Here is a 13266-nt window from a genome sequence, read left to right on the forward strand (position 1 = left end):
GCATGGCATTGGCCGCCAAAAAAACAAAAAACGCTCCGAGGTCACACAGTCGTGGCCTCGGAGCGCACCCAGTTTCTTAGCTCCAAACCACCCCTCGCACATTTCCACGTGCGCGCCAGGGTTCTTGACGGACAGGTCTTCTGGCTCCCGGATCGTCCTAGTCGTCGCGCCTTCCCATCGCCCTATGGCGGGCGGCAGTGGCTTTGCTTGCGACTTTCGTCACCGGTTACAGCGGCGGGACCGCGCCGGATTCGCACCGGCTTCCCTATTGAGCCCAAACGGGCATCCGCCAAGATTATGTCAAACGGAAGTACGCTAAACCCATTCCCACCCGCTGTCAACGCTTGTTTGGCCAGCGCGCGCCAGTTGTGTGAAATTTTCGCCGCGCCCACGAATAAAGTTCACAGCCTCGCCACCGGGAATTAAACTGGCCACGGCATCCTTGTCGGCAAGGACATCGTCGGACGGCCAAGGAGGTTTCCGTGCTTGTTGCAATCATGCGTCGGCGCTGGGCGGGCCCGCTGGCCGCCGCGCTGCTGATCCTGGCCCTGGCGGCCACGGCGGCCGTCGCCGCGCCGGCGGCCAAGAACGTGATCATGCTCATCCCCGACGGCTGCGGGGCCGAGCAATACGCCCTGGCCCGTTGGGTCAAGGGCGCGCCGCTGGCCTTCGACCACATCCTCACCGGGGCCATCCGCACCCACATCGCCGATTCGGTCATCGCCGATTCGGCCCCGGCCGGCACGGCCCTGGCCACCGGCACGCGCACCGGCAACAAGATCGTGGGCCTTTCGCCCAAGGCCAAGGGCCTGCTGCCCGGTCAGCCCGACCCCGGCCCCGAGGCGCTGCGGCCTCGGGCCAGCGTGCTGGAGGCGGCCCGGCTCATGGGCAAGTCCACCGGCCTGGTGGCCACCGCCACCATCACCGACGCAACCCCGGCCGACTTCATCGCTCACGTGCCCAGGCGCAAGCTGGAGCCCGAAATCGCCAAGCAAATGGTCCACGCCGCCCCGGAGGTGATCATGGGCGGCGGCCGGCATTTCTTTTTGCCCAAAAACGCCGGCGGCAAACGGACCGACGGCCTGGATCTACTGGCCCTGCTGGCCCAAAAGGGCTATCAACTGCCCCGCGACCGCGACGAACTGGCGCGCGTCAAAAAAGGCCCCGTGGCCGGCCTGTTCGCCGACGACTTCATGGCCCCCGAGCGCGACCGGCCCCACCTGGCCCCCGCACAACCATCGCTGGCCCAAATGACCGCCAAGGCCATCGAGATTCTGTCTCAAAACGAACGCGGCTTCTTTTTGATGGTCGAGGCCAGCCTGGTCGACTGGGCCTGCCACAACAACGACCCCGGCCACCTGGTCGGCGACCTGCTGGCCTATGACCAGGCCGTGCAAATCGCCTTGGATTTCGCCAAAAAGGACGGCCAAACCCTGGTTGTCGCCGTCAGCGACCACAACACCGGCGGCATGAGCATCGGCAACCGCTCCACCGACAACACCTACACATCCACCAAGCTGGAGGCCCTGCTAGCGCCCATCGCCCAGATGCGCCTGTCGACCATGGCCATCTGGAACGCCATGGGCGATCGCCCCAACAAGCAAGCCTTGCGCGCGTTGATCAAGAAGTGGTGGGGCATGGACCTGAGCGACGACGAGGCCCGGCAAATCATGGCCATCGCCGCCGCCTATCCCAAGCTGCCACAATACGGCGTGGGCCGCGTGCTCAGCGCCACGCGCACGGTCATCGGTTGGAGCACCCACGGCCACACCGGCGGAGACGTGCCTTTGTTCGCCTTTGGGCCGGGCCGGCCCACGGGCCTGCTCGACGAGCCCGAAGTGGCCCACGCCGTGGCCAGGGCCATGGGCGCCGACCTGCGTCAGCTCGACCAGCGCCTGTTCGCCGAGGCGGCCACGGCCCTGACCTGGGCCACGCTTGCCGAGCGTCTCACGCCGCGCGGCTGGCTGCTGGAGGCGCGTATCAATGGCCGGCTGGCCCAGTTGGAGGCCGGCGGCAACATCCTGCGCCTAGACGGCGAGGAGCTGATTTTGGAGGGCGTGGTCGTGCGCGTCGAGGATACGGGCAAGTGGTATCTGCCCCAAAAAGCCGCCACGTTGATCATGGCCCCTCCGGCGCGGCAAGACTGACCCGCCGTCGGTCGGGCGCAAAAAGGCCCGCCGTGGCGCTTCCGCCGCGACGGGCCTTGCTTTTTTCCGCGACCGCGAAGCTTCCCTTTCAGAGATAGGCCCGCCGCAGGTCGTCGAGCAGGTCGTCGGTGAGCTGCTCGGCGCGGCGCAGGGCGTCGAAGCGGTCCAGCAGGTCGTCGACGCCCAAGCGCTTTTTCATGGCCATGGGGATATCCTCGATGACCTGGCCGCGATGCATCATGATCGTGCGGTGGCCAAGCTCCAGGGCCTGGCGCATGCTGTGGGTGACCATCATGGCGGTGAGCCGGCCCTGGCCGACGAACTGCTCGGTGAGTTTGATCACCTGGGCGGCCGATTTGGGATCGAGGGCGGCGGTGTGTTCGTCGAGCAGAAGCACCTTGGGCGGAGTCATGACCGCCATCAGCAGGGTCAGGGCCTGGCGCTGGCCGCCGGAAAGCGTGCCGATGGGGCTGTCCAGGCGGTCTTCCAGGCCCATTTCCAGGGCGGCCACCCTTTCGCGGTATTGGGCGCGGCGACGGCGGTTGAGCCCCAGCCGGAGCGTGGCGGACCGGCCGCGCAAGGAGGCCATGTGCATGTTCTCGGCGATGCTCATGTTGGGCACGGTGCCCGAGAACGGATTCTGGAACACTCGCGAGACGTATTTGGCCCGCTGAAAGTCTTTCTGGCTGGTCACGTCGTGGCCATCGATGGCGATCGTGCCGGCGTCGGGCCGGAAAGCGCCGGCCACGGCGTTGAGCAAGGTCGACTTGCCCGAGCCGTTGGTGCCGATGATGGTCACGAACTGGCCGGCGCTCACCGCCAAATCCACGCCCCGCAAGGCGCGGACCTCGTTGACCGAGCCGGCGTTGAAGGTCTTGCTCAGGCCCTTGATGACGATCATCGCTCCACCTTCTTGACGTTGTCGGCGGCCCGCACGACCTCCTCCGGCCAGGTCAGGCCGAACTCCTTGGCCAGGGGCTCATTGATAAAGATGCTTTCGTGGACATAATCCTCGATGGGGATGTCCTTGGGGTTTTCGCCGGCGAAAACCCGCATGGCCAGGCGGGCCGTGGCCCGGCCCACGTAATAGTAGGCCGCGCCCACCGAAAGCATGGCCCCGCGCTCGACGTCCGAGCAGACGTTGGTGATCAGGGGCACTCGTTTATCCCGCAGCATGTGGGCCACCGTCTCCAGAGTCGCCATCATGACGTTGTCGCCGGAGGTGAAAAACAGGTCGATGCCCTGCTGCAGCAGGCCGTTGACGGCCTCCTGCACGTCGGCGGTGGAGAAGACGTTGGTCTCCACCAGCTCGAAGCCGTATTTTGGCGCCACCCGGCGGGCCAGCAAGGTGCAGGCCTCCGACGAAGCCTCGCCGGGGTTCCAGGCCAGGCCGATGCGCCGCGCGTTGGGGAAGGCCTGGCGCGCCGTCTTGAACAGGGCCTCGATGGGCTGGAAGGTGGCCAGGCCGGTGAGGTTGGGCTGGTGCTCCTTGGGGCTTTTGGCCACGCCGGCCAGGTAGGGGTCGGTGACCGTGCCGAAGACGTGGGGGATGGTCTTGTTGAAGTTGGCCATCAGTTGCAAGGCCTGGGTGCTGACGGTGATGACGTAGTCGAAGTCTTGCCGCGCTATGTTCTGGGCGACGGACTGGGCCAGGGGGAAGTCGCCCTGGCCACTCTGCAGGCTCACCTCGATGTTGCGCTCCCGCAAGACGCCGCTTTCGGCCAGTTCGTCCTGCACGCCCCGCACCGATTCCAATAGCACCGGGATGTCGGCGAACCAGAAAATGGCCAGCCGCTTGGGTTTGGCCGCCGGCGCGGCCGAGGCGGCCGTTTGATCCTTGGATTTGTCCAGCACCACCGTGGCCTGGGCCAGCAGTTCCGGGGGGATGTCGATTTTCAGCCGCCGCGCCACGTCCAGATCGAAGCCGATGGCCAGGCGGGTGTAGCGTTCGAAGGGGATGTTTTTTGGGTTTTCGCCTTCCAGGACGCGTTGGACCAGGCGGGCGGCCTGCTGACCGCTGCTGGCGTAGTCGTAACCCAGGGCCATCAGCGCGCCGTCGCCCAGGCGCTCGACGTCGCTGATGACGATGGGCGTGTCCTTGGCCGCCGACACCACGGCGTCAAAGGCCGAATAGACGATGTTGTCGGTGGGCAGCACAAAAACGTCGATGCCCTTTTCCTCCAGCGACGACACGGCCTGGTAAACATCGTCGCTGCCGGACACGGTGGCCCCGATGAAGCTGACCTCGGGCGTGGCGGCCACGGCGCTTCGTAGCACCTTGACGTTGAAGACGGCGTTGGCCTGGCTGGGATCCCACACCGCGCCGATGCGCAGCCGCCCCGCGAAGATGCGCCGGACCATGGCCATGGTCTTGTCCATGGGCGCCCAGCCGTAGACGCCGGTGACGTTGGGCAGATGGTCGGTCTCGGATTGGCCGGCGTGGATGACGAAAGGATTGGCCACGGTGGCGAAGATCAGCGGACGGTCCTTGATCTTTTTCAGGGCGGCCTGGGTCGCGCCGGTGGAGATGGTCACCACCACCGCGGCGTCGTCTTGGAGAAATTTGTCCAAAATCAGGCTGACCGTGGCCATGTCGCCGTGGGCGTTGTCCACCCGCAGACGGCAGTTTTGGCCGTCCACGTAGCCCAGGCGGCCAAGCTCGGCCAGCATGCTTTCGCGGGTGATGTTCAGCAGGCCGTTGTCGGTCAGTTGCAGCACCGCCACCAGCGGCTTGCCCTGGCCCAGCGCCGGCGACGGAGCGCGTTCGGCCAGGCCCGACCACCAGCCAAGCCCGAGCGCCGCCACCAGCGCGGCCAGGCCGAGGGCCCGTCGTTTGCCCAGCCGCGACAGCGCCGGCAGACTGGGCAGCCGGAGCCGGCCGCCCTCGGTCAGGCGCGAAAGCACCAGCGTCAGCAACACGAAAGCGGCGGTGAGGATTTTCAGGTCGATGGGATTTAGGCCAAGGTAGAGGGCCACGGCGATCATCAGGCGGAATACCACCGAGCCCACGATCGCGCCGAGCACCTGGCCATAGAGCGACTTGACGCGCAGCAGCGACTCGCCGATGATCACCGAAGCCAGGCCGACGACGATCGTGCCCACGCCCATGGTCACGTCGGCGAAGCCCTGATATTGGGCCACCAAGCCGCCCGAAACGCCCACCAAGCCGTTGGCCACGGCCAGCCCGAAGACCGTGAGCCGGTTGACGCCCACGCCGTTGGCCGCGGCCATCACGGCGTTGTCGCCGGTGGCCCGCATGGCCATGCCCAGGTCGCTTTTGAAAAACGCCGTCGTCAGCAGCCAAAAGCCGGCCATGATCAGCGACAGGTGCAGGATCAGCCAGACCTCCGACGGCAGGCCGGGGTTGAGGCCCTCCAGCCCGCTCATCAGGGTGGCGTGCTGCAGCAGCGGGATGTTGGAGCGGCCCATGATGTGCAGGTTGACCGAATAGAGCCCGGTCATGACCAGAATGCCCGACAGCAGGCCGTTGACGCCCAGCCGGGTGTGGATCAACCCCGTGGCCGCGCCCGCCGCCATGCCCACGGCCAAAGCGCCCAGCAGGGCCAGGGCCGGATGCAGGCCGGCGACGATCAGCGCCGCGCAGGTCGCCGCGCCGGTGGTGAAACTGCCGTCGACGGTGATATCTGGAAAATTGTAGACGCGGAAGGTGATGAACACGCCCATGGACATGAAGGCGTAAAGAAAACCCAGGACCACCGCCCCGACCCACAGCTCCATGGCTTCAGACCTCCAGGGCCACCAGGCCGGCCAGGCCACCGGTCAGGCGGCTGCGGCCCAACAAGTGCTGGACCTTGCGTGGCTCCAGTTCGGCCACCACCCGCGCCAGTTCGTCCGCGAAGCGCTCGGGGCGCTTGTCCAGCGGGCCCTTGTCAAAAACCGCCGCGTGCAGATGAAAATCGGCGTCGGCCGGCAGCCAGGGCCGCAGGCGCGCCGGCGCGACCGCCCGCCCGGCCACGGCCAGACCCACCCCGGCCACGATGTGACCGAAATCGGCCGGCTCCACCGGGAAGTTCATCCACTGGGCGAACAGCTCGGGGCTGAAGATCTCGGCCCCGTCGGGCGGCTGATTGTCGATGATCGGCGCCTTTTGCAGGCTCATGCCCCACAGGCCCTTGCTCTCGGCCAGCAAGACCACGCCCAGGGCCGGGGCCGGGCAGAGCTTGGTCAACGCGGCCATCAGGCGCTCCAACTCCACCGGGCCGTCGTGGCCCTCGAAGGCGCAGACCGCCGCGTAGTCGCCCCGAAAAGCGAAGGCGTGCAGGAAATTGTAGCTGACCGTGGCCGCGGCGTCCAAATTGAGGATGCAGTCGGCCCCGGCCCTGGGCACGGCCGGCTGATAAAAAAAGCTGCCGTTGATCACCAACGACTCGCCAAAGAATTGCTTGTACTCGTCGTATGTTTCGCCAAAGGCCCCCAGCCCGGCGGCCATGGTCATGCCGTCGGCCGGCACGGCGACCACGTCTTGGCGGTCGTAGGCGGCGCGGCCCTGCTTGTCTTGGGAGCCATGGGAAACCAACGCCGCCGGCGGCGCCGAGCGCTCGATCAAACTGAAGGCCACGCCATCGTGTTGGATCTGGCGGCAGGCCGGGGCGGCCGGCTCCGGCCGGCAGAGGCGCTCCAACTCCTCGTCCGTGTCCGCCACGTCGAAAAGCTTCAGCAGGCCCGAAAGCTGAAAAACCTGCAACACGGCCGTGGCCGGCCGGAAGATGATCAGCCGGCCGCCGACCTTGGCCAAGAGCTTCTGAGTCATGAGAAAAACGCGCAAGCCCGCGCTGCTGACGTAGGTCAGCGGATCCAGATCCATAACGATGGTTCGCCGACCGGCGGCCACCAGGTCGTCCAGGCCGGCCTGGGCCTGAGCCACGGTGAGGCCATCCAGGCGGCCGCTCAGGCGACAACCGGGCAGGCCGGCCAACTCAACGGCGGTGATCTCCAGCATCGCTGACTCCTGGTCGATGTTGTCGCAAACGCCCGCCCGCACGGGGATGGCTCAATTTACGCCATCCCGTCGATCTTTGACAAACAAATCACCAAAAAAGCCGGCCCCCACGCCGGCGGCCGACCCGCAAGCCCCAAAGCGCCCGAGGCTCGCTCGGGCCGATCGACTTGTTTCACATGCGGCGACAGGGTGTTGGCGGAAGCGATCGCCCAGATGCAAAAGTCGGCGCGGCCTCGATCGAGCCAGCCAGCAGCCCCAGCATCATCAACGCCTATGCCGTGTGTTTCAAACGCCTCATGTCGCTTCCTGCTCCCCACTCCCGCCCGTCAATATCGCCATGGCCATGGCCATGATGATCAACCGGGCAATGTTGTTGGATTGTTGCGCATGACATGATTTGAGAGTGCTGCACGGGGGCGTCCTACCCCGTGCAGCATCGGCTTGGCAAAAGCGCGGTTTTGCCAAGCCTCACAAATCGCTCGCCTAATCAGGCTCGCGATTTGGCGCGCCGTCCATGGCGCGCTTCGGCCGCCACACGGTGAAATTCATGTTTCACAGGTTACCATCTGTTTTTACAACATTTGTTATGTTTCACCGTGCAGCAGCCTCGATTTGTCTGGCCAAATCTAACCCACCGGGATTGAGCTTGTTTCCGTTGGCCTCCACCATCCTCGCCGATTCCGTCGGGAGCGGAGGATTTTCATGTTTCTCATTCAGGATGTCTTTGGCCATCATGGTATGTTCGAATTCTTTCGCGGCGGGCGGGTTGTTTCGGGCCACCCCGCCGGGTGGTGGTAACGTGGAACGGCGCCATGGAGAGCCGTTACCCTGGCTGTTTGCGTCGGCCGGGCCGCCGGCAAGCATTTCCTTTTGTTCCCACGCTGGGTTATATTTTCAAGTAAAGGAGGAAAGACCATGGGCTGCAAGGAATACGACCAAGTGCTGACCAAGTTGATTCGTCCCCAGACCCATCCCCTGGCGATCAAGATTCTGGGGCCGGACGATGAACCGGCCGCCAACCTGGACCGACCCGATAATTACGGCATCCAGGTCGCGGTGTGCCAGTGGGTGACCATGGCCCGGCGCTGGGGCAGGCCCATGTCCGTGTTGGCCGGTGACGTCAACTGCTCGCCCTGCCTGGCCTCCCTGGGGCTCAAGCGAATGAGGACCGCGAGCGCCCTGGCCGACTACTTCATGGAAATGGGCTACTTTGCCGCCAAGGAACTGGCGCTGAAGGCCGCGGAAAAGCTGGACCCCATCCCACACGGCAAGATCAAGGGGCTGGCCATTTACCCCTTGTCCATGGCGGAAAGCGAGCCGGACCTGGTGGTGATCTACGGCAACCCGGCCCAGATGGCCCGCCTGGCTTCGGCGTTTGTGCATTTCAGCGGCGAGTTCGTGCAGTCGGCCACCACCGGCTTCGGCATATCCTGCCTTTCCATGCTCAAGCCCCATTTCAGCGGCAAGCCCGCCATAGTGGTGCCCGGCCGAGGCGAGCGCATTTTGGCCGGCGCCGAGGAAGGGGAGATGTATTGCAGCTTCCCCTTCGGCCTGATGGAGCAATTGCTCGACAGCCTGGAGCAGACCCAGAACAGCGGCTCCCGCTATCCCTTTCAGAGATACGTCCTGTTCCAGCCGCCCCTGACCCCAGCGTTTGCAAACCTTAATCAGGCCCTGGAGTAAGGTTGATTCGCTTCGATTTTGCCGGGAAGCGGGCCGTTCCGTGGTTGGCCAACCATGGTTGCCGCGCGGACGCTCGCGGCGAGACCGACGATCCTTCGCGCTTATCGCCTCAGGCCAGAGTCCAGCCGAGGGCCTGTTGCTGCAAGCCCCACAAACGCGCGTAGAGGCCATTTCGGCGCAACAACTCCTCGTGCGTTCCCGACTCCACGATGCGCCCGTCGTCCAGCACGTGGATGTTGTCGGCCCGGCGGATGGTCTTGAGGCGATGAGCCACGACGATGACGGTGCGCCCTTGAATCAGGGCGTCGATCGCCCGTTGCACTTCCAGTTCGTTTTCTGGGTCGAGCGATGCGGTGGCTTCGTCCAGCAACACGATGGGCGCGTTTTTCAAAAACGCGCGGGCAATCGATATGCGCTGCTTTTCCCCGCCCGAAAGCGTGCAGCCGCCTTCGCCAACCAGCGTGTCGTAGCCTTGCGGCAGGGCGGCGATAAACTCGTGGCAGCAGGCCTGTTTGGCCGCTTCGACCACATCCTCGTCGCTGGCGGCTTCCCGGCCGAAACGAATGTTGTTGCCGATCGTGTCCTGGAACAGATACACGTCCTGAAAAACCATCGACAGCTTCGTGAACAGGGCCTCGGGCTCCATGCCGCTCATGGGTTGCCCGCCCAAAAGCACCGTCCCGCTCACGGGATCATAAAACCGGGCGGCCAACTTCAGCATGGTGCTCTTGCCGCTGCCCGACGGGCCGACCAGGGCGGTCAGGGCGCCCGTTGGCATCCGCGCCGAAACGTCGTGCAGCACCGGCTTGCCCTGGTAGCCAAAGGTCACGTTTGCGAACGCGATATCGCTGGCCTCGGGCGGCGTTTTCGTTCCGCCCATTTCCGGTTCCCGGCGCAGATCGAGAATGCGTTCACCCGCCTGCTCGCAATAGCGCAGTTCCGCGAAGTTGATCAACGCCAGCGACAGCGGGTCGAAAATCCGCGAACCGACGATCAGAAACGTCACGAACACGATCAGATCGAGCGTCCCCCCGGCCAGCAGGTGCACGCCCACCAGCACCATGGCCGTGAGCCCCACGCGCATGCAGGAGATGGCCAGCATGACCAACGGCCCCACCCAGCCCTCGACCCGGATGCTCTCGCGCATCAGTTCGCGAAACGACGCCTCCAACCGCGCGAACCTCACGCCAGTCAAGTTGTGCGCCTTGATAACGCGGATGCCGTAAAGGTATTCCTGCAGACGATTGCCCGCGTTGAGCCGCGCGCGGATGTGGCGCGCCCCCAGATAGCGAAGCAGTTTTGTCGCTCCAACGAAAATCAAAAGCGCCGTTGGCAGCGCCGCGAACATCGCCAGCGCCATCCGCCAGTCCAACACGCAAAGGCCGGCCAGCGCCAGCACCGGCATGGCCAGCGCGCCGATCAGTTGCGGCGCCAGATGGGCCATGCCAGATTCCAGCATGGCGAAGTCGCCCATCAGCATGTTCGCGAGGTCGCCCGGGTCGCGCCCCGAAAGATAGCCCAACGGCAGTTTGCGCAGATGCTCGGCCAATTCCGCCCGCCCTTCCGCCGCCACCGCATAAGCCTCACGGTAGCAGGTTCGGTAGGCCGGGCGTTCCGCCAGAAAAATGAAAACCATCGAAACCGCCAGCGCCGCGCAGCCCCACCAAAGCGTCGCGGTGTCGAGCGCCGCGCCTTTGGCGGCATGGGCCCGAAAAATCACCATCACCGCCTCGATTGCCACCACCAGCGGGAGAATGTGGACAAAGTTGGCCAGAAGCGTGAAGAAAACCGGGCGCGTCAGCTTTTCCGGATGCCCGGCGGTGATATTGCGCAAAGCCTTCATCGAACGATCCCCTCGTGCCGTTGGCGAAATCCCCAGATCGAGGCGTTGCTGTAGGTTTCCCACATGCGTTTGTAAAGCCCGTCGCCGCTCATCAGCGCCTCGTGCCGGCCGTGTTCGGCGACGCGGCCATGCTCTAGAACGACAATCTGATCGGCCGCGCTAATGGTCGAAAGGCGATGGGCGATGACGATGACGGTTTTGTCCTTGATCAGCTCTCGTAACGCCAGATGCATCTTGTGCTCGTTTTCGGGGTCGGCGAAGGCCGTGGCCTCGTCCAGCACCAGGATGGGCGCGTCCTTGAGGATGGCCCGCGCCACCGCCACCCGTTGCTCCTCGCCGCCGGAAAGATGCACACCGCCCTCGCCTATTTTCGTGTCGTAACCATCGGGCAGGCGCTCGATAAAATCGTGGCATTGCGCCGCGCGGGCCGCGCTCTCGATCTGCTGCTTGGTGGCGTCCGGCTTTCCGATCCGAATGTTTTCGTAGAGCGAATCGTAGAACAAAAAGGTCTCTTGAAAGACAAACGAAACGACATTCATCAGGTCTTCGGTGCGCATCTCACGGATGTCCACTCCGCCGACGCGAATCGCGCCCGCGGACACGTCCCAGAAACGCGGAATCAGGTTGGCGACGGTGGATTTTCCCGACCCCGACGGGCCGACCAGCGCGGTCAGGGCGCCTTGCGCGGCGTGAAAGGAAACACCGGAGAGCGCCTCCGTCCGGCTGGAAGCCTCCGGGAGATCGTACGAAAAGGATACCTCCGCGAATTCCACGTCATAACGCGTTGGCCGCCGTGGTTGCGCCGGCTCGGCAACTTCCGGCTCGGAAAAAATCGCGTCGATCCGCACGACCCCTTCGTTGATGTCCTTGACCATCGACGACATGTGCAACAACTTGGTGATCGGCATGGCCACGCCGGGCGTCATGACGAGGAAGAAAAGTACGGCCAGCGCCAACGCCATGTTGTCGGGATCGCGGCTCAAAAGCAAAACGCCAACCGGCAGGATGAAAGTCAAAAACGACGCCAGGATTGTTTTAAAAAGCAGATAACCGTTTTGGAAAGAGTCGGTCCACGCGGTGACGAAATCGCGGTAATGAAGCAGATCGCCATGAAAGCGGCGAAAGGAATGCACGGTCTGCCCGAACAGCTTGACGGCGGGCATGCCGCGCACGTATTGAATGGCCGAAGCGTTTATGTTCTCCAGCGCGTCGTGATAGGCGGCGACCATTTTTTTCGCGCCGTCGCCGATGATCATCGACGCCTGCACGCCAATGCCGATCAGGAACGCCGCCACGCAAACCGCGCACATCCAACCGTTAAGGTAAAACATGACGGAAAACATCAACAGCACCGTCGCCAGGACGTTGACCATGTCGGGAATCTGGTGAGCGACGAACTTCTCGATCTTCTCGACGTTCTGCTCAAGCGTCTTTTTGACCGCTCCGGTGGATGTGCGCGTAAGGTAGCCCAGATGGAGGTTGCCGAGATGCCGGGCCAACCGCACCCGCAAGCCGTACAGGATGCGAAACGCCGCCACGTGGGAGGCCATCAGGCTGGCGTATAAAAAGGCCATCCCGACGACGAGCCCGGCCAGCGCGGTCCAGCCCCAGCCCTCCATCAACGCCCCGTCGGCGCGGGAAACATCCGCCGCGTTGGCCAGGAGTTCGGCGAGGATGAAATAAACCGCCACATACGGCGCGAGCATGAACACCGCGCTGATGGCGGAAAGAACACCGGAGACGACCAGCAGGCCCTTGCGTTCGCCCGCGATTTCAAACAGCCTGCCAAAACCCGTTTTTTTCTTCATGAACTCCTCCCCCTGTCCCGCGTCAAGCCAGCTTGCGCATATCACTTTTGGCGACGATCAACGTGCATCTCCGAAGCCGGCCCCGAAGCGACGCCGCACCACCGCGTTCGAAACGGATTCGAGAAAAAAAGCCATGACCGCCAAACCGCCGCCCCGCGCGAGGGCAAAACGGTCAGCTCCGCGAATATCAACGGAGCCGCGTTGCAATCCGCCGCCAACAACGCACGCCGAAAGGCCTCGCAATGCGCGCGCCGAAACAGCCCATCCCTGGCCTCCCTCGCGAACCAGCATTCCTCGCCCCGGCCGCGCGTCATCGGAGCGTCCGCTTCACGCCCCCAATGCTTCACGCCCTTTACTACTTTCGCCAAAGGACATCGCCATGGCCATCGCCGGAAACGCCGGGCCCACAGCATGATTATATCCGTCTAACATATTTTGTCATGACGAATATATATCGCCGGCAACGTCGCTGCTTTGCACTGCGGAACTATTTTTTTGCCACGCGGAACAAAGCGGGGGCGCCGGGCGAGAAGGTGGCCACCCGGGCAATCGGCCATATTTAGCATAATCAATGAGATAGATGTGATAACAAGTGGTTGCGCCAAGGGCGGTGGCGACGGGCGCACTGAAAAACAAACGGCGCAAGGATGGTGTTTTTCACACACCAGAGCCCCGCGCCCCACAAAAAAAACGGCTCACGGAATACCGTAAGCCGTTGATATGCTTGTTGGTGCCGAGGGACGGAGTTGAACCGCCGACACGGGGATTTTCAGTCCCCTGCTCTACCAACTGAGCTACCTCGGCATCGATCGCCGCCCATGGGCC

Annotated in this window: 8 protein-coding genes, 1 tRNA gene and 1 riboswitch; of the genes, 2 read left to right on the top strand and 7 right to left on the bottom strand. The window is 64.1% G+C overall.

Translation table 11 applies throughout. From position 1 onward, the window contains the following. Positions 1 to 113: 113 nt before the first annotated feature. A riboswitch (cobalamin riboswitch) is annotated at positions 114 to 305 on the bottom strand. Between the two features lie 177 nt (positions 306 to 482). Continuing rightward, positions 483 to 2147, top strand: a complete 1665-nt coding sequence (locus tag DEBA_RS12375) for an alkaline phosphatase (protein WP_013259276.1) — start codon at positions 483 to 485, stop codon at positions 2145 to 2147. Positions 2148 to 2235: 88 nt separating this feature from the next. On the opposite strand, the gene DEBA_RS12380 is transcribed toward DEBA_RS12375, so the two are convergent. From DEBA_RS12380 to DEBA_RS18185, 4 genes are all read right to left on the bottom strand, one after another. Continuing rightward, complete coding sequence (locus tag DEBA_RS12380; RefSeq protein ID WP_013259277.1) at positions 2236 to 3048, bottom strand: ABC transporter ATP-binding protein; 813 nt, start codon at positions 3046 to 3048, stop codon at positions 2236 to 2238. After that, positions 3045 to 5885, bottom strand: a complete 2841-nt coding sequence (locus DEBA_RS17845) for an ABC transporter substrate binding protein (protein WP_013259278.1) — start codon at positions 5883 to 5885, stop codon at positions 3045 to 3047. The genes DEBA_RS12380 and DEBA_RS17845 overlap by 4 nt, the downstream gene beginning before the upstream one ends. Before the next feature lie 4 nt (positions 5886 to 5889). Continuing rightward, entirely contained in the window at positions 5890 to 7107 is a 1218-nt protein-coding gene (locus DEBA_RS17230) for an STAS domain-containing protein (RefSeq protein WP_013259279.1), read from the bottom strand. 591 nt (positions 7108 to 7698) lie between these two features. Then, on the bottom strand, positions 7699 to 7971 hold the full coding sequence (locus DEBA_RS18185) for a hypothetical protein (protein WP_148227865.1): 273 nt from the start codon (positions 7969 to 7971) through the stop codon (positions 7699 to 7701). A 51-nt stretch (positions 7972 to 8022) separates the two neighbouring features. Here DEBA_RS18185 and DEBA_RS12395 point away from each other — a divergent pair, with 51 nt between their 5' ends. Further along, the gene (locus DEBA_RS12395; RefSeq protein ID WP_013259280.1) at positions 8023 to 8790 is read left to right on the top strand and encodes a DUF169 domain-containing protein; all 768 of its coding nucleotides are present in this window, start codon (positions 8023 to 8025) and stop codon (positions 8788 to 8790) included. Positions 8791 to 8899: 109 nt separating this feature from the next. On the opposite strand, the gene DEBA_RS12400 is transcribed toward DEBA_RS12395, so the two are convergent. From DEBA_RS12400 to DEBA_RS12410, 3 genes are all read right to left on the bottom strand, one after another. Next, positions 8900 to 10633, bottom strand: coding sequence for an ABC transporter ATP-binding protein (locus DEBA_RS12400; RefSeq protein ID WP_013259281.1), 1734 nt, complete (start codon positions 10631 to 10633; stop codon positions 8900 to 8902). Further along, positions 10630 to 12441: an ABC transporter ATP-binding protein gene (locus DEBA_RS12405; protein WP_013259282.1), complete on the bottom strand. Its 1812-nt coding sequence runs from the start codon at positions 12439 to 12441 to the stop codon at positions 10630 to 10632. Before DEBA_RS12405 ends, DEBA_RS12400 begins: the two co-directional genes overlap by 4 nt. Positions 12442 to 13169: 728 nt before the next feature. After that, positions 13170 to 13245, bottom strand: a tRNA-Phe gene (locus tag DEBA_RS12410). Positions 13246 to 13266 lie beyond the last annotated feature (21 nt).

It is taken from the genome of Desulfarculus baarsii DSM 2075 (assembly GCF_000143965.1).
In the GTDB taxonomy this organism is placed as follows: domain Bacteria; phylum Desulfobacterota; class Desulfarculia; order Desulfarculales; family Desulfarculaceae; genus Desulfarculus; species Desulfarculus baarsii.

Bases quoted from the DNA above. Each gene is read 5' to 3' on its own strand.
- DEBA_RS12380 (WP_013259277.1), bottom strand. From the start codon at position 3,048: ATGATCGTCATCAAGGGCCTGAGCAAGACCTTCAACGCCGGCTCGGTC.
- DEBA_RS17845 (WP_013259278.1), bottom strand. From the start codon at position 5,885: ATGGAGCTGTGGGTCGGGGCGGTGGTCCTGGGTTTTCTTTACGCCTTC.
- DEBA_RS17230 (WP_013259279.1), bottom strand. From the start codon at position 7,107: ATGCTGGAGATCACCGCCGTTGAGTTGGCCGGCCTGCCCGGTTGTCGC.
- DEBA_RS18185 (WP_148227865.1), bottom strand. From the start codon at position 7,971: ATGCTTGCCGGCGGCCCGGCCGACGCAAACAGCCAGGGTAACGGCTCT.
- DEBA_RS12395 (WP_013259280.1), top strand. From the start codon at position 8,023: ATGGGCTGCAAGGAATACGACCAAGTGCTGACCAAGTTGATTCGTCCC.
- DEBA_RS12400 (WP_013259281.1), bottom strand. From the start codon at position 10,633: ATGAAGGCTTTGCGCAATATCACCGCCGGGCATCCGGAAAAGCTGACG.
- DEBA_RS12405 (WP_013259282.1), bottom strand. From the start codon at position 12,441: ATGAAGAAAAAAACGGGTTTTGGCAGGCTGTTTGAAATCGCGGGCGAA.